This is a genomic window from Nostoc sp. JL34, assembly GCF_017114945.1.
Lineage (GTDB): Bacteria > Cyanobacteriota > Cyanobacteriia > Cyanobacteriales > Nostocaceae > Nostoc.
Genome location: NZ_JABXKQ010000070.1, coordinates 57,703 through 79,833 on the forward strand (window position 1 = coordinate 57,703; position 22,131 = coordinate 79,833).

The window sequence follows — 22,131 nt, forward strand, 5'->3', positions numbered from 1 at the left end:
CTGAATTCAGAATTGCGTAGGCATAGACCAAATTAGGCATCGCACTTGATCCACTAACCCTAACCAATTCAAAAATCATGACTTCTGTAGACCTGCTATTTTTGGCATTAAAACCAAAAGCCTAGTTTTCATTTAGTCAGTATTTGATGACTAGGAATTTCAGTTATAAGTTTACAAGCAAATCAAGACAACTATTCCATATTTAACTAGGATTATCTTCTGAAACATTTAAAGAGTTGGGTTATTTATGGAATAATAAATCAAGTTTAGCTTGTCTTTTCAATATTATTATGAGTTATTAATCGGCTTAATTATAATATTATATATCAGTTGGAGTAAAGTTTTTATGATTAGCATTCCTCGATTAAGTAAAATTGACTTTTTGGTTTTGATTTCTGTTGTCATAATTGGTTTAATAAATTTACCTTTTCCCTTTTCAGGAGATCAAGCACTATTTACAACAGGTGTTTTGGAGATGCAACAAGGAAAGATCCTCTATCGGGATTTTTGGGATCTAAAGCAACCTGGAATTTATTATTTTTATTTCTTAGCAGGAAATTTATTTGGTTTTAATGAGATTGGCATCCATATATTTGAACTTATTTATATGGTGTTTTTCTCTATAATATTGCAACTGACTCTCAAAAACTATTTTCAGCATCAGATAATAGCAAGTTTAGTACCTTTGTTAACGGTTGGTGTTTACTATATTTCTTCATCTTATCGGCAACTTACTCAAGTAGAAGGACTAGTTGGTTTTCCTTTATTTTTATGTCTTTGGCTGACTTACCAATCTTTTAATCACGAGGGAAAACAAAGATTTATTCAGCTTTTAATATCAGGTTTTATGGGTGGAATTGTCCTGATATTTAAATTAATATTTTTACCAATTTTGCTTGCTTTATGGGTAACTATATTGCTTCATTCTCTATTGATAAAACATCAGAGTTTTCAAAAAATATTTATTGAAGTTTTCTTGCCAATTTTTATAGGAATTATCTTTCCTCTTCTAGCTCTTTTCAGCTACTTTGCCGAAGTTAATAGTTTATCAATTGTATATAAAACATTTTTTGTATATCCAGGTCAGGTGGTCGCTAATGGCAAATTTAATCTATCTAAGTTACTTTTTGGAACAGCATGGTTCTTAAAGAGTTTTGTCACTTTAGTTTTAATAGCTACTGTTGCAGTAAATGTATCCTTGCGTAAGGGTAAGAATTTATTGACTTTGCTACTTGTTGCTTGGTTTGTTTTGGGGCTGGGGATTATTTTTTTACAAACTAGGTCACTGTGGAGTTACCATTATTTACTATTATTTGTGCCTACAGGTATTTTAGCAACTAAAGGTTTAGATATATTATGGCAACCTTTAAAACAATTGAATTCACCAGTAATTAAGATTCTGGTGTCATTTTTGTTTTTATTACCTTTATTATTAAATTTTCAATTCAAGAGTGTTGCTCTAGTTAAGAATAATTTTGCTTTAACTGAAGATACACGATTTAAATATCAGACTGTATTTAGAAAAGACTATACATTGCTTCGTTCAGAGGTTGACTTTCTCTCTCAACCAGGAAGTTTACCTGGTGAGATTTTTGTTGCTGGTGACCCATCTATTTACTACTTATCTGGCCGCACTCAAGCAACATCACTAAATGCATGGTCACTTGAATTATTTCTATCTGAGCAATGGCCGCAACTTCTACAGGAGTTAAATTTATCCAAGCCTCCTTATATATTTATTAGTGATAACTATCAGACTCTCATTAAAAAAGAGTTTCCCAAGATTATAGAATTGATTGATAAAAGATATCATCTTTTATCCAAAAGTACCGATGGTATTTGGTATATTTTAAACTGAGAAATTTTCGTAGTTGATTTTCATAATTTATCCCTATTTTCTAAACTGTCACACCCTCCAACTCCTCATCTGTTAACTCATACAATTGGCGCAACTTATCTAACTTCTCACCATCAGCTTCCCAGAAACCTCGCCCATGCGCCTCCAACATTCTCCCTAAAATATTGCGAAAAGCTTCAGGATTTGCCTTACGTAATTTATCCGCCATCTCTGCATCTAATGCATAAGTATCTGCGGCTTGGTCATAAACCCAATCATCGGTAAAATCAGCAGTACCACCCCAACCAATCAACGCCGTCATCCGTTGAGAGATTTCAAACGCCCCACCAGAACCTTGATTCGCCATTGCTTGCGCCCATTTGGGATTTACCAACTTAGTGCGATACTCCATTCGCAGCAAATCATCTAAATTGCGCGGTGTAGTATCCTTCGAGAAACTTTCTACAAAGCTGGTTGTAACCTTCTTACCGCCTTGTTTTTCTGCCGCCTTTTTCAAACCGCCGGTATTAGCGTAATATTCTTGAATATCAGTTAAACCATATTCTACCGAATCGATTTCTTGAACAATGCGATCGCTAGTTTTTAACAAAGTATTCAAAACTTCTGGTCTAGCTTGACCTTTATCTTCTCTCCCATAGCTAAACACGTTGCGACTTTGCCAAGTATTCCCCAATTCCTCACCAGATTCCCAGTTACCATCAACCACCCGATCATTTACCAAAGAACCAAAATCACCCGCCGGATTAGAAAACAATCTCGCCGATGTATTTTCCACACCTTGGGCTTTCAAAGCCAAAGCATGTCTTCTAATAAAATTCTGATCTTCCGACTCATCAGCATCAGCCGCCCGTTGAAATAAATCATCTAATAATTCGATAATATTGACAAAACTATCCCGGAAAATTCCAGACAAATTACCCAACACATCAATGCGGGGATGTCCAACTTGCGCCAACGGCTTCAATTCATAACGAACAACTCTACCAGTTCCTTCCTTAACAGGTTCAGCCCCCACCAATTCCAACAGAATCCCCAAAGATTCCCCCTTAGTTTTAATCGCATCCAATCCCCATAACATCACCGCCACCGTTTCAGGATATTTTCCATATTCATCCAAATGCTGGGCGATAATTTTTTGACCAATTTCCCGTCCCCGTTGGTATGCAGCAGGTGAAGGCATCCGATAAGGATCTAAAGCATGAATATTTCTCCCTGTCGGCAAAACCCCAGCCCCATCCCGCAACAAATCCCCACCAGGCGCAGGCGGAATATATTCCCCATTCAACCCCCTTAACAAATTTGTTAACTCATCCGTAGATTGCATTAACAAATCCCTTATTAGCTTTTCCTCTTCTTCTCTTTCTTCGTTTATTCTTTCCTCTTCGCCAAAATAAGCCTCCAAATACGACGCCAATTCCTCCTCATTTGGTGCTTCCCCCAAAGTATGCAACCCAGAAGAAAACAACCGATTTTCTAAAACCTGCAAATATCCATACAACTCCACCAAATAATCATCAAAAGCATGACTGCTAAACATCCGCACATTTTCAGGAGTAAACGCAATTCCTAACCGTTTAGCATCTTCAAAAGGACAATCTGCATCTAAACCAGAATCTACAATTTTTTTACAAATTCCTTCTTTTAAGACATAATTCTTTTGTGGATCTTCACGATACTCCGAAATCAAATCACGCAACGCCACCAATTCCTTATATAAACCTGCACGTCCATAAGGCGGTACATTATGAGAAATCAACACACCATAACCGCGACGTTTTGCCAACATCGATTCAGACGGATTATTCGCCGCATATATATATAGATTAGGCAAATTTCCTAACAAAATATCCGACCAAGAATAACCCGTATTACCCAACGGAGAACCAGGCAACCATTCCACCGTCCCATGCATTCCAAAGTGAACTAAAGCATCAGCTTGAAACTCATTTTGCAACCATTTATAATAAGCAGCATATTGGGGATGAGGCGTTAAATCTCGTTCAAACATTAAGCGCATCGGGTCGCCTTGTATCCCCAAAGGTGGTTGTACGCCTATCCACACATTGCCTAATTGCACACCACCAATTTGAAATTCATCGCCATAAGTTTTAATACCAGTTCCCGTGAGAGATTTCCATTGTTTTTTGATGCGGGAGGTTTGCAGATATCCCAACCATTTTTCTAGGGTACGGGCGCTAACAGTATTTGTGGGGTGGGCAACATGAGCGCCATTATCTAGGGGCAGGCGAGACGACTGCCCCACAAGAGAATTAGCTTCATCTGCTTCTTTCACCCAGCGAATCAATTCTTCGCCATCTTCTGGTAAATCTCCCACGGTATAACCTTTTTCTTTGAGTGCGTGGAGAAATTTCAGCAAACTACGCGGTACATTTAATAATGCAGCTGTACCTACAGCACCATAACCTGGAGGAAATCCATATAAAATGATCGCAATTTTGCGTTCAGATGCAGGTTTTTGCCGCAAAGCCACCCAAGTTTTCACTCTACCAATTAATCGCTGCACCCGTTCGGGAACCAAATAAATATTTTCGCCCACCAAACCACCAAGGGGAACGGTATCAATAGCCCCATCCAATTCTGGTAAGGCGTACAACACCACACTTTGCAAGCCGCCGATACCTTGGCGCGTCCACGAGGAAATATCTTGAATTAATAGTGGTGCAGCAACAATATAAGGTACATTTTTGGCAGTAAGGATGCGTTTTGCGACTTCTATTTGACGGCCAGCTTCCATTGAACCAGCCGGGCCACCCACCAGAGGAAAGCCAATTGTCGAAACGATCGCATCTACTTTAACTGCTTCACTAGAAAGTGAGGCAGTCTCTATATTACCTAGTTGTCGTTGCTGAATTTCATAGTCAGTTGTCATTAAATCTCGTACCGCCACGTGTCCTTCTACGCCGTTGATGAAGATGGGTAAAGGAGTTAACCCGGCTTTTTCAAAACTGCGAATTAGTTGGGGAATGTAGGGTTGTTTGGTGATGACGTGTTTTCGGTAGAGGAGAATTCCGATAACTGGGGAGACGCGATTAATCGCGTCTCTACAATGGGTTTTATACCATTCCAAATACTCGCGGGGCGATTCAAAAAACCCTTGATAGTCGGGATGGAGTAATCCGATATTGGGGGTTTCGACTAGCGGGGGAATGTCGCCGACTTTTAAATTTAAATATTTTTCTGCTAGTGTCCAGAATAATGAAGCGACGTTTTCTGAACCGCCAGCATTCCAGTAACCATAGATAATTAACCAGTTGCGTAAGTCTTGGACTTTCTGCACTGGGACGTATTTCAGTAGTTTGGGGCCAATTTTTAAGAAGCTGATGTAACCAGCGAGTTTGTCTTCTTCTCGCCCGTTGCTAAATTTGTCAAGGATGAATTTAACTGGTTTGGGCATTCCTTTGGGCTTGTCGCCAATAGCAAAGTCACCCAACTTGGTTAAACTCATCAATTCCAAGGCTGACTCAAAGACTAGACGGATGGGAATTTGGGAAATGCGATCGCGCAACCACATAACCTGGTCATAATCAAATAGTAGGCTACCGAAAAACACATCAGCGTCATGAAGTGCTGCTTCTACCTCGGTACGAATGCTGGTAAGATCGCGATCGCTAAATACCCGAATATCCAACTCAGGACAGCGAGAGTTAGCCAAAAAGGCTGCTTTTCTGTACAAGTCAGCGTTGAATGATTCAAACCCAGCAATCAAGACGATGCGTTTCATGCCTGTAAGCTACGAAATATTTCTTTACTTAAATTTTAAACGTGCTTTCAGGCTGAGTGTTAAATATCTACCCATAGATTCTGGTTAGTAGTTCCTTGAGGGAGTTAGGGCTTCACTATCACCAACGCCTTTGGGATATTTTGATTTCAAAAAAGTTGTGATGTGTTGAGTCAAATTAAGTGCATCATTAAACTCTTTTGATTCCTGTAACGCTTCATATAGTGAACGGATTTCTTGTGATGACAAGTTTGTAAAAGTACGCAACTCGGTAATATCTAATCTCCGGTTAAACTCATTAGCAGTATGCCGCCATTGATGTAGAAGCGAAAACAACTCTCTATCTTGACGTTCTGCAAAGACATCAGATGCGAGTGCTGTTTCGGTCACTGATATAATTAATCGCGGAAATACTATCGGTCGTCCCGGCTTATGTGAGTTTGGGTTAAAGCGGCTATCAGATAAAATAACGTCATTTGATCTGCACTCATTCAATAAGGCACGCAGAAATTCTATCCTCTTCTCGTTAGCTGATGCCCATCGTTCGCCAAAAATCCCGGTAATTGTTGCTAATAATCCTAGACCTGTTAGTAGTGGTTCAAAGGTTTCCGCCTGAGTCCACCAGACGGCGGCTAGAATAAATCCCAGAAGTAGAGGGAAAAACGTGATAAAGGTCACTAGGTTTTTCATACTCATATCACATCTTACCGTTTAGACCATATATCATCTGCTACAGAAGAATTATTGTTAATTCCTGAAGAGTTAGGGGCAACTAAGATTAAATCCATGCCAAATCCATTCTTCAAACGTGGTTCCAATACTGTGTGTAGCCTATCAACAAGTACCAGATTACTGTCTGATATAGTTTGATTTATGCCATTAGAAGTATATTTCCGAGTCAGAAGCAAACGAATCGTATCTTGGTCTTCAAAATTCATCACTGACCGGTCAGGTAACACCACTTCAATTTTGTTTCCAGTGAGATTACGATAGAGAATTTTTATCAAAATTCCTCTATCAGCTTCTATAGAACCGTCAAAAAATACGCTATTCAAGTCGATATGTAAATCAGTATTTTGCAGCAATGCACTGGTGACAAACTCTTTAAATGATCTAGTTTTTGCATATTCTTTCGCCGCCTTTTGTGCTGCTTCTTCGCTTAATTCTTCGGTGGTTGCTACTTCTATAAGTAGCCTATCATCACGTCGCATTAGTTTAGAAAGAGTTTGCAGCAGTTCTGTGTCTTGCTGAAAATTAGCTAATGTATTTCCCAGAAGCGAAAATAGCACAGGACTATCATTAACAACTTTATTTAGTAGTTTCCGTAACTCGTCAACATTTCTCTCAATTGAGAAATCAACTTGAATTGGCAGCACATGGCTACCTTGCAATTGTGAGCCTCTAGTTGCCCGTTGCACACCTAGCCTTAACATCTCCGAACTCATATCAACTGGAAAATAGAGAAGATCGGGATTTGCGTTGAACAATAAACTTAAAATATGTTGGTCTTTTTCACCTGTGCCGACACCTAAACTTACATAATGATATTTCTGATCTTTGATATTATTAGAATGAATTTGATGCCATCGATATCTAAAAGACTCTATGCTTTCTTTCATCACGAGATAGAAGCGATCGTTGCAGGCATGATCCCAAGCGATCGTTGGGCCTATTCCCCAATAGGAAAAACCAGATAAAATCTCTTTTCCATCGCCCGTCGCAGAAAATTCTCCTCTCAATTCTTGCGTCAGTTCTGCAAGTTTGTTAGATTGATCTTCCCCTATAAAACAGAGAGTCCACCCTAAACCGGGTTCATTGATGGAATTCTCCAGTAGCTTCACAAAATTTAAAGATCCCATATTGAGCCTCGTTTCTTGAGCAGTTTATCTAATTAATCTCCCGCAGGTGTCTAGAAACTATCACGTATTCGTTAATACTGTAAAGTATTATGTGTTAAGCTGCTCAGGGTTAACAGCAAGCCGAGGGTAGAGTCTGTAAAGCGTTTATGACTTTATAAGCCCACATTCAGATAAAGGGTGCGTTTGGTTTAGGGATTTGGGCATCTAACTAGGTACATTTGTCATGGCTTTCTACTTTTACAAAGCGTTATTATCTGAATAATGGAGGCAATTGCTGCATTTCAATTTATTGCAAAAATTAACTGGTTATTCTCAATTTTGATAAATTATAATGGTTGTGTTTTTGGTTTCAATATACTTTGAGTGAGTGGATTTTTCCACATTAAATTTTCTGTTCAGGTTTGCAGAAAAACTTATTTTGTCTACTAGCGTAATCATGCTGAAGATAATGCGTTTATTGCCAACAAGTACTTAGACAAATTTATTAACAAAACTTTGTCTCTATAATTAGAAAAGTTTTGAACTAGTGTAAAAATAAGTAAGTAGAGGATGAAATCATGAAATTTGGAATTGATAGCGGGCACAATTGTCCACCAGATACAGGAGCCAGCGGGATTAAATTTGAGGATAATTTAACTCTAGATGTAGGTAATAGAGTTATAACCAAGTTAAGAGCTTTGGGGAATGAAGTCGTAGTCTGTAAACCAAGTAGTGCTCGTACAGTAACTGAATCGCTTTCAAAAAGATGTTCTACAGCTAATGCCAGTAAAGTAGATATTTATGTCTCGATTCATTTTAACTGTTTTAATGGACAAGCTAACGGCACAGAAGTATATGCAACTAGCGAAACAGGGAGAAAAATCGCTAAACCTGTACTAGATGAAATCGTCAAATTAGGATTTTTTAATCGCGGCGTTAAGAGCGGTTCTCACTTGTATGTTCTGAAAAACACAGATATGCCTGCGATTTTGGTAGAAGGTTGCTTTATCGATTCGTCAAAAGATATGAATCTTTTTAATCCAGAAGCAATGGCTAATGCAATTGTCAAAGGCTTAACTGGTAAAATTCCAACTGTTCCCGTTAACCCCGTACCAGATGAAGAGGAAAATGTAGATGCCACTATTCTCAGACTGCAAAAATCCTTAAATAGACTAAAAATAACCGATAAAAATGGTAAGGCGTTAGTGGAAGATGGCTTCACCGGGGCTAACACTAAATCTGCCACAGAAAAATTCCAGACTATTGTCGGGGTTCAGTCAACTGGAATTGCTGACGAAGCTACATGGAATGCCATAAATCTAATTTTGGCAAAACGAATTATCAGACCAAACCATGCTGGTGGTTCAGTTGTCAGATACTTGCAATACCGTGTAGGTGTTGAGGCTGATGGCGTCTACGGGCCGCAAACAGAGGTTGCAATTAGGAACTTTCAAAAGCAAAATGGTTTAGATGTCGATGGCATTATTGGGCCTGCTGGCTGGCAGAAATTAATTGGTTAGCCTGATGGGGAGTAGGCTGATGCTTACGGCGTCAGTCTACTCCCCACTTCCTTTCCTTAAGAAATGCATCAAATGTAAACCTATCCGGTAGCGAAGTTTGTGCGCCTGCTTTTGTCGCCGCCAAAGCACCGGCTGCTGCACCCCAAATAACCGCTTGATGTAAGGAAAGTCCTTCAAAAAGTGCCGCCGCTAAACCACCATTAAAAGCATCGCCTGCGGCTACTGTGTCAACTGCATGAACTGAAAACGCGGGTACAAAAAACTTTTCTTCAGCAGTGGCGCAAAAAACACCCTTAGCACCCAGTTTGACGATCGCACATTTCACACCCCGTTGCAATAAAACCGCAGCTGCTTTGGCTGCTTGTTCCTCTCCATCCACAGCAAAACCAACCAACTGCGCTGCTTCAACTTCATTTGGTGTAATAATGTCTACCAATGGATACAATTCATCTGGTAAATTAGATTGTGCAGGTGCGGGGTCAAAAATTACTTTGATATTTGCACCTTTTGCGGCTTTAGCAGCAGCAACCACGGCATTAATAGGAATTTCTATTTGTAAAAGTAGTGCTGTTGCTTCTGGTAAAAAGTGGGATAATCGCTCTATATCTTCTTGATTGACGCGCCCATTTGCACCAGGAATGACGACAATTTGATTTTCACCAGTATGACTCACAGTGATGAGCGCGACGCCAGAACTAACAGTCTCATCCACAAAAATGTTATCAGTCTGCACACCAGATGCTTGCAAATTGTTCACAAGTTCCGTACCAAAATCGTCTGCGCCTACACGCCCCACTATCTGGGTAGGAATGCCTAATTTTGCTAATGCTACGGCTTGATTAGCTCCTTTTCCTCCCGAAACTTTAAAAAAGTCTTCTCCTAGCAACGTTTCTCCTGCAACTGGCAACCGGGATGTTGTTGCTACCAAGTCTATATTGATGCTGCCGAAGACGATAATACTCATAATGCTGCTCTTAAAGTTATTTTGATTGATATTTTTGATTGATATTACAGGATGCGGTTTTTCTCTTGCTGTTGACTTTTAAGCAACTCCATATTCGAGTTCGGCAATGGTATCGAGGAGATACCAACATCAAAAATGCTAAGGGTTTGAAATTTATCTAGTACTTTTTGGGATTTTTGCTTTATCAGGTAAATACAGATGTTCGTATCAAGCAAGTATCACATTTAAAAATTTTCTCTAGTATCAATAACTAGCTGATCTCTGGTAGTCATGAAGTCATCAAAGAAATTGTCTAGACTCTCTATGAGGGATTGCCACGGGTTATCTTTGGCAATGAGGACAATGGCACTGCCAATTTTTTTGATATAAATTTCAGTACCAGTAAGTTGAAAGTTTTTGGGCAAAATGACGATTTGGTAAGTGCCATCAGTGGTGAGTTTGGCAGTATTGATGATGTTTTTTTCCTGATTACGAGAATTAAAATCATACCAATTTAGACGATCGTAATTATTTGAAATCCTAAGATTCTCGTCGAGAATTTAACGCTTAACTAAAGATAAATCCGGTGTTAGCCTTTGCAAAACTTGCTTCAATACCATTACCGTCCAATCTATATCAGCTTCAGTCGTCTCACGCCCCAATGTGATACGAATTCCGCCCAAGGCTGCTTTTTCGGAATACCCCATTGCTAACAATATCGGGCTAGGACTAAGTTTACCACTGTGACAGGCAGCACCAGCACTGATACCGATGCCGGCAAGGTTTAGCTGTCTTACCAAGGTTTTACCGCTAAGTTTTTTCCCGTCGGCGTTTTCTAAGCACATACTGATATGGTGAGGTAAACGATCGCAAGCATCCCCTGTAGGAATTAAACTAGGAATCTCAGCTAATTGGGCAAAAGCGCGATCGCGTAACTCAATTAATCGTGGTGTTTCTGTAGCTAATTCTTCGGCTGCTAATTCTGCTGCTACACCAAACCCCGCTATTATCGGTACTGCTTGCGTACCAGAACGCAGTCCCATTTCTTGCCCACCACCACTCAGTAAAGACATCAAATCTACCCCAGGACGCACATATAACGCTCCTGCACCTTGCGGCCCATATATTTTATGACTAGAAAGACTAAGTAAGTCTACAGGAAGTTGTTGCACATCTATAGGTAAGCGTCCCGCAGCTTGCACCGCATCTGTATGGAACAAAGCCCCATGCGATCGCACAATTTTACCCAGTTCTGCGATCGGTTGCACAGTCCCAACTTCACTTTGACCGTAAATTATAGAAACCAAAACTGTGTTATGTCGCAACGCCGCTTTTAAATCCAAGGGGTTGACTCTGCCTTTAATATCTACAGATAAGCGCGTGACTTCCCAACCCCACATCTCTAGCAACCTTACTGTCTCAGAAATTGCGGAATGCTCAACGCTGGAAATAATTAGATGTTGAGGTACAGCATACAACCGAGCCACACCCATAATCGCCAAATTATCTGCCTCAGTGCCACCAGAGGTAAAAACGATCGATTCAGGGGTAGCGGCGTTAATTAAACCAGAAACTTGGACTCTGGCTTGTTCTACAACCGTTGCCGCCCGTTGTCCCCACTCATGTAAGCTGGAAGGATTGCCCCACTGTTGAGTGAGGATTGTTTGCATAACTGCGATCGCTTCTTTTCGAGTTGGAGTAGTGGCGCTGTAATCTAGATAAATTTGCATATAACCGATAATAGTGAGAACACACGTTGGTGATAGACTGCCGATCTTACCAGCACATACAGTTTTAGTGGACAAATTCTGAAAAAAATCTCTGTAATTCTACATCTAAATAGTGGATTTTTCCCTTTACTTGAAAACTTATTTCTCTACTTAATTCAGAACACAAAATTTTGGGAATGATAAATATATCCACTCCCAATCCACTTTTAACAGATTACCGTGCAACTTCTCTCTAGACAAAGATATTTTTTATATATCTTTTTACTGATATTCTCCCTCGCTGGTTGTCAACGAGTCCAGTCTTATAATCAGCGTCCAGCACCCCTACCACAAGACCCCTTAGTTCAAGTTTACTTTAACCATTCTGAGTCTTCAGAATACCAAGAAGCTTACCGTCAGCAAACTCGTCTGGGGGATGATTTAGAAAAACAGATTATCGATGCGATTACACAAGCTAAATCTACAGTAGATGTAGCGGTGCAAGAATTACGTTTACCCAAAGTTGCCCAAGCACTGGTTGATAGACAAAAAGCTGGGGTAAAAGTCAGGATAATTTTATAAAATACCTATAGCCGACCTTGGAGTAGCTTAACATCTACTGAAGTAGGTAAGTTCGATAAAAGAGAACAGGAACGCTATCAGGAATTTCGCAAATTTATCGATATTAACCAAGATAATCAACTCAGTCCAGCCGAAATCAATCAAAGAGATGCTTTGATAATTTTGCAGAATGCCAAAATTCCCTGGTTAGATGATCGAGCAGATGGTTCAGCGGGTAGCAGCTTGATGCATCACAAATTTGTGATTGTGGACAATCGCCTTGTAATTATTACTTCAGCCAATTTTACATTAAGTGATACTTCTGGTGATTTTACAAATTCCAGTAGTTTAGGCAATGCCAATAACTTATTGCAGATTGACAGTCCAGAATTAGGATCCTTATTTACAGAAGAGTTTAATCTTATGTGGGGAGATGGACCAGGAGGTCAACCAGATAGTAAATTTGGTTTGCAAAAACCAATGCGTTTACCTAAACAAATAACTTTAGGTAATACCAAAATCACTGTGCAATTTTCACCCACTTCTCCAACTCAACTTTGGAGTAACAGTAGTAATGGTTTAATTGGCAAAACTTTAGATTCAGCAACCCAATCTATTGACATGGCGTTATTTGTCCTTTCTGAACAGCGGATTGCCAATATTTTAGAAAAACGCCATCAACAAAGTGTGCAAATTCGCGCTTTAATTGAACCACAATTCGCTTATCGTCCTTACAGTGAAGCATTAGATATGATGGGAGTTGCTCTTAGTAATAAATGTAAATATGAAGTTGACAACCATCCTTGGTCAAATCCAATTACTACCGTAGGTGTACCTATATTACCCAAAGGTGATTTATTGCATCAAAAATTTGGTGTTATTGATAGTCAAACAGTAATTACAGGTTCTCATAATTGGTCAGATGCTGCCAATAATGGTAACGACGAGACACTTGTAGTAATTCAAAATCCGATAGTTGCTGCCCATTATGTGCGAGAATTTGCTCGTCTTTATACCAAAGTTAAACCCGGCTTACCACCAGCAATTCAAGAAAAAATTAAATTAGAACAAACACGCTGTCCCCAAATAAAAACTTCTTCATCAACTGAGTTACAAGCAATTCAAAAAGTAAATATCAACACTGCAAGTTTAGAAGAATTAGCAACTCTTCCTGGCGTGGGTAAAAAATTAGCACAGCGAATAGTTATTAGTCGTCAACAGCAAAAATTTACATCTTTACAAGACTTAGAAAGAGTTCCAGGAGTGAGTGCTAAGATATTGGGAAAATGGAGCGAGCGCATCACTTGGTAAAGCGCACAGCATTTTTTCTTAGCCCACGGAGGTGGGCTTTGTTTGTGTAGCCGCGAATTTTATTCGCCAGGGCTGTATACACAAATGCGAAATCTAAACGCGATCGCTAGCTAAATCAACCAAACTGCGGAAATGCCCATTCTGAGAAAATCGTTCTGCGATTATTTGTTGATAAACCGCCTCATAGCCATCAGTCATGTGCTTAACACTGAAAAGATTTTCGACATACTGACGACAAGCATAACGGTCTAACTCGATGACGCGATCGATAGCACTGATGCACTCTTGAATATTATTGCAGAGGAAACCCGTTTTGCCGTGGGAAATTACCTCTTCAGTAGACCCCAATTTCATTGCAATCACTGGCGTACCGGAAGCCATTGACTCAATCATCACCAATCCAAAGGGTTCTCGCCAAGTGATCGGGAACAGAGTTGCTACTGCACCACCCATCAGGGCATTTTTTTGAGCATGGTTGGCTTCACCCAGATACTCAATTTGCTCCCCGTCAATGTGCGGTTTAATTTCCTTCTCAAAGTATTCCACATCAACGACATCCACCTTACCAGCCATTTTTAAATGCCAACCAGCAACTTTTGCAATTTCTATAGCTAAGTGCGCTCCCTTCTCTGGAGACATCCGACCTAAAAACGCTAAGTAAGGGGGATCTTCTGGTTGAGAGTGAAAATCATAACTGCTAACATCAATTCCGTTGTAAACTGTCGCTATAGAGTTCAACCCTAACCTTGGTTCTCGTTGTGCATTGGAAATATTGACGTAGGGTTGTTTTTTACCAAAACTAAACATCTTTTCGTTGTCAGGGTTAAAAGTACCGTGCAACGTGTGAACTGTAGGGGTTTTGACGAGATTCGCGTAAGCCAGTGCCCCATGCCCTATATGGGAGTGAATAATATCAAACTCTTCTGCGCGTTCATAAACCGAAGCTAGATTCAGCATCTCGTAAATGCCGTAATCTTTGATAGTAGTATCGAGTCTGAGGGCCCGGGGATGAACTGACGTTAGTGTTCCCAGACTAATAGAATCTCCCGATGCAAATAAAGTTACTTCATGTCCGCGTCGGACTAATTCATCGGTCAGTAACCCTACTACTAATTCAACGCCACCATAAGCTGGAGGTGGAACTCTTTCCCACAGTGGAGCTATTTGAGCAATTCGCATCATAAACCTCCTAAAAAATAAAGCTTGAATTAGAAGTTTTTTATTTTTGTTGTTTGTGTGCTTGTAATTGATTCACTTTCCATTAGAAAGTAACTTCAGATACTAAACTTATTAACAATCTCTCTCAAATCTTATGCTGTCACTTCTATATTATTTGTCTATCTTAGTACGGAAATCACCCACTCCTAAAGAGGTAGCTATATTTTAATTTCCTAATTTTTGATGATTGAGTACAATTTTAAATGGAGATTATTTGATAAATATGAATTCTCTTAAATCGTTTAAATCGCAGTTAAATCATGATATTTGGGGGAAAATCTCTATTATTGCCTGTCAACAATCTGATTTACAAATATTAATTAAAGAATAAAACGTGTAGACACTATTTGGGCGGCTTTCCGTACTCCAAAGGATAACCTGTAGCCGTCCAAAGTACAGATTTTGGTAAAGTAGGTAGTCTTAAATCAAAAGCAGGAGTTTTTCTTATAAGTTCTATTCAAGTTCTTAAAGGTAATAATTAACCTGACTTTTCATGTCAAGTGGAAAAGCCTACGAATAAACCTAACCCCCTTCCCAACGCTCTAAAGGGGAAATTCAAAGTGTTTCTCCTTTTAGGAAAGAGGTTTTCCAGATACCGTGAAAAGTCAGAACAATTAATTAGTACAGAGTCACAGAAGTTTACCTACCTTTAACAAGTTGCTTGAGAAACTTATCTGGTTAATTGAGATGTTATTGGATTCTCCACTAATCAAAAGGCAGAGAAGAGAGTTGAACCATTGACTTATTACACAAAATATGATACTTTATATTGCTATCAAGAAACATCAGATATAAACGTGAATATCTCTCCATCTCTCAAAAAACCGCGTGTCTCATGGCAGGCGGTTTTCTCACTGCTGATATTTGTGTTCATGTACCTGCCCATATTGGTACTTGGCTTTTATAGCTTCAATCAATCGCCCTACAGTGCAACTTGGCAAGGATTCACTCTCGATTGGTATCGCAAGTTGTTCAGTGACGATCGCATTTTATCGGCTTTGCAAAACAGTATGATAGTTGCTGGTTGTGCAGTGGCAATTTCAGCAGTGCTGGGAACTTTGATGGCGGTTGGGTTGGCACGTTACGAATTTCCTGGTAAGAAATTGTATCGGGGTGTTGCTTACCTACCATTGATTATTCCCGATATTGCGATCGCAGTGGCTACCCTAGTATGTCTAGCAGCCTTTGCAATACCTTTGAGTTTGTGGACGATAGTTGCAGCTCATGTAGTCTTTTGTCTGGCTTACGTCGGACTTGTGGTTGCTTCCCGACTGACTAATTTAGATCCACACTTAGAAGAAGCAGCACTAGATTTAGGTGCGACACCAACTCAAGCTTTCATCAGAGTATTGCTACCTCAATTGATGCCTGGGATTGTAGCTGGTTGTCTCTTGGCTTTTGTCCTCAGCTTAGATGATTTTCTCATTGCTAGTTTTACAGCTGGTAGCGGTTCTAACACCCTGCCAATGGAAATTTTTAGCCGCATTAGATCCGGAGTTAAACCTGATATTAATGCACTCAGTGTAATGTTAATTTCAGTATCTGCGATCGTTGCCCTTGTAGCTGAATTAATTCGTGCTTCTGGAGATAATAAAACTTTTAAATAATAGTTGCAATTCACAATAAAAGTTATAGGTAGGTGATTTCGTTCTTCCTGAACTTTTTTAGATAGCGAACAACAGTTATATTAAAATTTAGGGTGCATTACGGCAAGCCTAACGCCCAAACATTATGGCAATGTGCCATACTTTCTGCTAACACAACGTCATAGTATAGATAAGTAATACCAATTGTAAAAAAGAATGTGGCAAATACACCATTTATAGAGACGAGATTCATCGCGTCTTAACCCAAGTATGTGTTGCAATCATTAATTAAATTGGTATATATAAATATAATTTATTCATTCTTATGCCCTCCTGTGAAAGATAGTTTTAAGCACATGAATAAACTTCCGTGTTCGCTTCTCTACATCACTGTTTTCAATTAGATAATATTGGGGCTAACTTTGGAGAAGATGCTATTTCCCCCTCATTATGCAAATCTGCCAAAATCCCAATTGCTCAAATCCATTCAACTCTGATAGCAATAGATTTTGCGTGAGTTGCGGACAAAGCAACTTTGGCAAACTTCTCAGAAACCGTTACCGCGTATTAAGACTCTTAGGTGAAGGTGGGTTTAGTAGAACCTATGCTACAGAAGATGTAGACAGACTAAATGCCCCTTGCGTCATCAAGCAATTTTTCCCACAATTTCAGGGAACAGGACAACGCACTAAAGCAGCAGAATTTTTCAAAGAAGAGGCTTTTCGGTTGTATGAACTGGGAGAAAATCATACCCAGATTCCTAGACTACTAGCTTATTTTGAACAAGGTACTAGCTTGTATCTCGTACAAGAATTTATTCAAGGAAAAACTCTCTTACAAGAAGTTCAGCAACAAATTTATGGCGAATCACAAATTTGGAAACTGTTAGCTGATTTATTACCAGTTCTGGAATTCATTCATACCCATAATGTCATTCATCGGGATATTAAACCAGAAAATATTATCCGCCGTGCAAGTGATGAAAAACCTGTCTTAATTGACTTTGGCGGTGCTAAACAAGTAACACAAACCAGTATAGGAAGACAAGCTACGGTAATTTATACCCTTGGCTACGCCCCAACAGAACAAATGGCTGGATTTGCTTGTCACGGCAGTGATTTGTATGCTTTAGGTGTAACTTGCGTGCGTCTTTTAACTCGATGTTTGCCTTTGCAGGATGCTTCTGGACAGATTAATGATCCTATTTATGATGCCATGAATGCCAAATGGATGTGGCGCGAACGGTTACAGGAAAAAGGTATTACTATCAGTGACGACTTAGGGAAAATTTTAGATAAATTACTAAAACATCTACCGAGTGAAAGATATCAAACAGCAGTAGAAGTTATCAACGATTTGAAGTTTACAACATCGAACATTGAACCTGTTGCTCTAAAAATTGTTTCAATGTCTCAACCCATATTACCGCCGCTACCACAAAAAGTAATAGTACCATTACCCCCCTTAGAAACCTTTGAATTTGACGTAGTTACAGTAGACACAGGTGGTAGAGAAGTAAACCGCATGAGTTGCAATGCAAACTTCTTTGCCGAAGAATTGGGTAAGTCTGTCACATTAGAAATGGTATCAATTCCTGGTGGTACTTACATGATGGGTTCACCAGAATTTGAAGGAGATGCTGACGAACGTCCTCGACATGAAGTTACCGTTGAACCATTTTTTATGGGGAAATTTCCTGTAACTCAAGCACAGTGGAGAGTAGTAGCAGCTTTACCCAAAGTCAAACAAGCTTTAAATCCTCATCCATCGAAATTTAAAGGTCTAGATAGGCCAGTGGAAAATGTATCTTGGTATGAGGCTATAGAATTCTGTCTCAGGCTATCAGAAAAAACTGGACGTGATTATCGTTTACCGAGTGAAGCTGAATGGGAATATGCTTGTCGGGCTGGAACTACAACCTCATTCCACTTTGGCGAAACCATTACCTCTGAGTTAGTCAGTTGTACTATCGAACCAAAAAGCAAATTCCGTAAAGAAACCACAAACGTCGGTAGTTTTGAAGTCGCCAACGCCTTTGGATTGTACGATATGCACGGTTTAGTTTGGGAATGGTGTGCTGATTCGTGGCATAACAATTACAACGACGCACCCTTAGATGGAACAGCTTGGGAAGTTGGCGGTGATATTCATCGCCGGGTGCTACGTGGCGGTTCTTGGAGTTTCAGTGCAGAACTCTGTCGCAGCGCTAGTCGTAGCTGGAACGAGTCAGATGGTGGACTGAGAATTTGCGGCTTTAGAGTAGTATTTTCTGTAGAGGAGATTATTTAGTAATTTAATTACAAAGCTATATAAATTATGAATGACAAAATTGAGAAAGGTGACATAGTACTTATAAATAAAATTGGAAAATATCATCAACAAGTTGGTGAAGTAAGCGAGGTAGATTACAATATTTTCTTTGTCAAAATAGTGATAGTAAAGTTAGGTAATCAAGAAGCAAACTTTGAAGAAAAAGATTTACAATTACAAACTAAAAAGCCGAGTCTGCAAGAAGTCATTGCTTCAATAGACAAAATTCTAGAAGAAGTGGAGCAGATTCCCGACTTTCCGACAAAAGAGAAAGTAGAGTTACCCAATCGTCTGAAATATCTGAAATTAGATATTCCTAAACTAGATAAGCAGTTGATTCAAAAAAACTTCGACAGTATAGTTCAAATACTCGCAGCAGCAAAACAAGCAGACTCTTCAGCAAGCTTTTGGCAGAAGATAGATTCTAGTTTGGAGAAAATAAGCTGGTGGATTAAAACAAGTCTATGAAGCAAAAAGTAAGTCGGTGAGAAAAAATCAAACCATAGCAATCCAATTTGATTTTTTCAAAAATCTAAGTATATGTAGGGTGGGTTTCCCGACTTGTACCCCTCCGAGGAAGCAAGCTACGCGCAGCGTCTCCCCTTCTCTCAAGAAGAGAAGCAAGTGGTGTTTGAGGAACGAAACCCAATATTTCTGAGGCTTTGTTGGGTTACGCTTTGCTTAACCCAACCTACAATTTTTCACAAAACCAAACGTATTGCTTTATGAATACCCTCTAAGACAGTGCTTGGCCTCTTAACCTAAACTTATCAATAATTAGAGGTAAAGCTGATGTTTTACCCCTTTATAATTGTTAGGTTAAAGGCTAAATAATTGGCATTGGACATAATTAAACGTAACTATATTTTTATTTCATATTCTATCCTTAATGCCTTATATCTCACACTCTACGCTTCATTCTGAGTAGTGAGCTTTATTTGTACCCATTTACTTAAATATGTATTTTTAATTGGATGACTGAAATTTTGTTATTAACTTGATATTTACTTAATGTCAGCTTTAAAAAAGTATGTAAGATTAGTTTTTTAACGGCAATCTCTGAGTTTATAGATTAACAAAGAACGTTTTATTAGATAAAATAAACTACAAAGATCATCAGAGTATATATGCGTTTTTCTCAGTTTGCAGGGATTCTTAGTTGTACAACAGCAGCTTTTGTATCAATTGCACCCATACAGGTAGAAGCTGCAACTTTTAAAGTGATATCGGGAGTTACCAGCATTGATCGTGACCACGAGGATATTCTTAGTAGTATCGGGCTAAACTTGACAGGCACTAATAATACAGTTGCACCAATTCCCAGCAATTACTTAGTTGGCTTCAACATCGACCCAGCCACTAATTTCACGTTCAGTGATGAGGGCGGTTTTACTCCACTCTCAGGCACAATCGAGCATACCGGTACTGTTACCTTCAATAAGCAAATTACTGTTGGTGACTTTTCAATAGGTTTTGCTCCGGGACGTACTGTCACAGGTGCTAGCGGATTTGTTTTAAGAGACACATTTTCTCTAAATACAATTTTGTTTGATTTAAGTATTACGGAACCTGTGGCTTTTGATGGCCAAAATTTAACCATCCCTGATGTTAAATTGTTGATTTCTCCAGAGTTTGCTAGTATCCTGCAAAACTCTGACTTAACTGGTTTATTTGCTGGAACTGCACGAATTGATGCTCAAGTTGCTGCCGTACCTGAACCTGACAGTGTACTAGCAATTTTGGCAGCAGGTGCGGCTCTCTTGGCAACTAGATTTTATACTAGAAAAATTAAATGCACCTGATATCCTGAAGCATAGCTAAATGCTTATTAACAGGTGCAAGGGTATTGGCAGCAATCATCCCACTGGCGGCGACTGCTGGTAAACCAATACCAGGAAATGTCGAGTCTCCACAGCACATCAACCCTGGTAAAGGTGTGCTGGGGCCTGGAAACATACTAGTTCCAGCCGGAATTGCTGGGCCGTAGGAACCTTGGTGACGACGGAGATAACGCTCGTGGGTTAGAGGTGTGCCAATAAGTGTGACTTCGCAACGAGAGCGAATATCTGGAATAATCCGCTCTAGCGCTTGCCACATTACTTCTGCACGCGATCGCTTTTGTTCGGCGTATTCTTGGTTCTTTCTATCCATTCCCTGCCAGATAGCATACGGCTCATTACCAGGAGTATACACATGAATCACGTGCTTACCTGGTGGTGCTAGAGATGGGTCGAGAATTGAAGGGATGGATATCACCACGACATTCTGAGGTGCTGTTATGCCCAATTCCCAGTCATTAACAACGATGTAATGACACCGCAAATTTGACTGTAATCCTTGAGCATCAATACCTAAATGCAGATGCATGAAGCTATCACACTCAGGTGTTGCCTGTCGTTTAGCGCGGTAGTTTTTAGGTATTGCCTTTTCTGATAGTAGCTTCAGTGTGTCCCAAACCGATGCATTAGAAATTACTGCTCGACGCGCCCGAATTTCTTGGCGATCGCGCATCCGCACACCCACCGCACGATTCCCTTCTACAAGCACTTCCTCTACATGAGCGCCCAGTATTAGCTTCCCTCCGTGACGCTCCAATCCTTGTACAAGGGTGTCAACTAAAGCACCACTACCACCAATGGGATATTCAAGTACTGCGTCTGGTTTATACCAATCTGCAAACATAAATGCTACCTCTGCGGCACTAGTGCCATCTGCGGGCAGTCCAGAAAGCAGAAAACACAGCAAATTCAGCCAGTTTCGGGTAAACGAGTCTTTAACAACGCCATCCATAATCCGGCTGAAAGGGCCTGTCAACTTGATGACATCTGCTAGATGTTTTGCCAGAGATGGGGCAAATGGGGCTACAGTTCTAGCTGCACCAAAATCAAAGCGTAATGCGGCTGGTGGTATAGAAATTGCTGCACTAGCAAATGGTTCCATAACGTGCTGGAGTTCCTGCCATTCAGATACAGCATCATTACCACGCAATTTCATCAGCACTTCAGAAAATTGCTCGGCACCAACCGACGTGTCAAAATCACCTTCTGGTAGACAACAACCCCAAGTATCGTAGGTTACGCATGGTAGTTCAGAACCAATTGCATCCAATACTTGTTTTAAGGGGTTAGCAGAGGGGCTGTAAGACAATCCAGAGTAGAGGGACGGGCCTGAGTCAAATTTGAAACCGTTGCGCTCAAAACTGTGGGCAGCACCACCAGGAATGGAGTGACTTTCACAAACTATCACATCAAAGCCGTACCGTGCCAAAAGAGCAGCACAACTTAAACCGCCAATACCGCTACCAATTACGACTATATCTGTGTTTTGCATATCTCTTATGTTTGCAACAATGGTTTGCTAACTGATTAATCTTTGGCAGTATAGCCTTTTGGAGACTAGTGGGGGTTGTAATTATTGTGAGAATTTGCTCAAAGGTGAAGGAGTGATCGCATTCTCAAATATTTACCAGATTTGACTTGATTACAGGGTTAGCGCGTCTCAAAGCCTATTGACAATAGGACTTGCCTGATATAGCAAT

General features: G+C 39.9%; 14 protein-coding genes and 1 pseudogene. 7 read left to right on the forward strand and 8 right to left on the reverse strand.

What is annotated here, in order from left to right; translation table 11 throughout:
- Positions 1–346: 346 nt before the first annotated feature.
- A complete protein-coding gene (locus HWQ44_RS14540; protein WP_292719661.1) occupies positions 347–1,858 on the forward strand; it encodes a hypothetical protein in 1,512 nt (503 codons plus the stop codon).
- 40 nt (positions 1,859–1,898) lie between these two features.
- Here the strand turns inward: HWQ44_RS14540 and bchH are convergent, their stop codons facing one another.
- The 3 genes from bchH to HWQ44_RS14555 form a co-directional block, all read right to left on the reverse strand.
- Positions 1,899–5,600: a magnesium chelatase subunit H gene (gene bchH / locus HWQ44_RS14545; protein WP_292719663.1), complete on the reverse strand. Its 3,702-nt coding sequence runs from the start codon at positions 5,598–5,600 to the stop codon at positions 1,899–1,901.
- Between the two features lie 84 nt (positions 5,601–5,684).
- Positions 5,685–6,287 carry a hypothetical protein gene (locus tag HWQ44_RS14550; RefSeq protein ID WP_292719665.1) on the reverse strand — a complete coding sequence of 201 codons (603 nt, stop codon included), beginning with the start codon at positions 6,285–6,287 and terminating at the stop codon, positions 5,685–5,687.
- Between the two features lie 14 nt (positions 6,288–6,301).
- The gene (locus tag HWQ44_RS14555; RefSeq protein ID WP_292719667.1) at positions 6,302–7,456 is read right to left on the reverse strand and encodes an L-histidine N(alpha)-methyltransferase; all 1,155 of its coding nucleotides are present in this window, start codon (positions 7,454–7,456) and stop codon (positions 6,302–6,304) included.
- Positions 7,457–8,013: 557 nt separating this feature from the next.
- Here HWQ44_RS14555 and HWQ44_RS14560 point away from each other — a divergent pair.
- Positions 8,014–8,955, forward strand: coding sequence for an N-acetylmuramoyl-L-alanine amidase (locus tag HWQ44_RS14560; protein WP_292719669.1), 942 nt, complete (start codon positions 8,014–8,016; stop codon positions 8,953–8,955).
- A gap of 31 nt (positions 8,956–8,986) precedes the next feature.
- Here HWQ44_RS14560 and rbsK read toward each other — a convergent pair whose 3' ends face one another.
- The 3 genes from rbsK to HWQ44_RS14575 form a co-directional block, all read right to left on the reverse strand.
- Positions 8,987–9,919 carry a ribokinase gene (gene rbsK / locus HWQ44_RS14565; protein WP_292719670.1) on the reverse strand — a complete coding sequence of 311 codons (933 nt, stop codon included), beginning with the start codon at positions 9,917–9,919 and terminating at the stop codon, positions 8,987–8,989.
- A gap of 224 nt (positions 9,920–10,143) precedes the next feature.
- Positions 10,144–10,323 (reverse strand): AbrB/MazE/SpoVT family DNA-binding domain-containing protein, encoded by a 180-nt coding sequence (locus HWQ44_RS14570; RefSeq protein WP_366931382.1) that lies wholly within the window; start codon positions 10,321–10,323, stop codon positions 10,144–10,146.
- A gap of 135 nt (positions 10,324–10,458) precedes the next feature.
- Positions 10,459–11,628 (reverse strand): cysteine desulfurase family protein, encoded by a 1,170-nt coding sequence (locus HWQ44_RS14575; protein ID WP_292719672.1) that lies wholly within the window; start codon positions 11,626–11,628, stop codon positions 10,459–10,461.
- A 219-nt stretch (positions 11,629–11,847) separates the two neighbouring features.
- On the opposite strand from HWQ44_RS14575, the pseudogene HWQ44_RS14580 reads away from it, so the two are divergent.
- Positions 11,848–13,479 (forward strand): annotated as a pseudogene (locus tag HWQ44_RS14580) (DUF655 domain-containing protein).
- A 93-nt stretch (positions 13,480–13,572) separates the two neighbouring features.
- On the opposite strand, the gene HWQ44_RS14585 reads toward HWQ44_RS14580, so the two are convergent.
- Entirely contained in the window at positions 13,573–14,658 is a 1,086-nt protein-coding gene (locus tag HWQ44_RS14585) for a glycosyltransferase family 4 protein (protein WP_292719685.1), read from the reverse strand.
- Positions 14,659–15,494: 836 nt separating this feature from the next.
- Here HWQ44_RS14585 and HWQ44_RS14590 point away from each other — a divergent pair.
- The 4 genes from HWQ44_RS14590 to HWQ44_RS14605 all read left to right on the forward strand — a co-directional run bounded on the left by HWQ44_RS14590 (position 15,495) and on the right by HWQ44_RS14605 (position 20,395).
- Positions 15,495–16,304, forward strand: coding sequence for an ABC transporter permease (locus HWQ44_RS14590; RefSeq protein ID WP_366931383.1), 810 nt, complete (start codon positions 15,495–15,497; stop codon positions 16,302–16,304).
- Between the two features lie 429 nt (positions 16,305–16,733).
- On the forward strand, positions 16,734–18,572 hold the full coding sequence (locus HWQ44_RS14595) for a bifunctional serine/threonine-protein kinase/formylglycine-generating enzyme family protein (RefSeq protein ID WP_292719674.1): 1,839 nt from the start codon (positions 16,734–16,736) through the stop codon (positions 18,570–18,572).
- Between the two features lie 27 nt (positions 18,573–18,599).
- A complete protein-coding gene (locus HWQ44_RS14600; RefSeq protein WP_292719676.1) occupies positions 18,600–19,061 on the forward strand; it encodes a hypothetical protein in 462 nt (153 codons plus the stop codon).
- Positions 19,062–19,720: 659 nt separating this feature from the next.
- The gene (locus HWQ44_RS14605; RefSeq protein WP_292719678.1) at positions 19,721–20,395 is read left to right on the forward strand and encodes a hypothetical protein; all 675 of its coding nucleotides are present in this window, start codon (positions 19,721–19,723) and stop codon (positions 20,393–20,395) included.
- Here the strand turns inward: HWQ44_RS14605 and HWQ44_RS14610 are convergent.
- Positions 20,382–21,923 carry an NAD(P)/FAD-dependent oxidoreductase gene (locus HWQ44_RS14610; protein WP_292719680.1) on the reverse strand — a complete coding sequence of 514 codons (1,542 nt, stop codon included), beginning with the start codon at positions 21,921–21,923 and terminating at the stop codon, positions 20,382–20,384. The genes HWQ44_RS14605 and HWQ44_RS14610 overlap by 14 nt on opposite strands.
- Between the last annotated feature and the right edge of the window lie 208 nt (positions 21,924–22,131).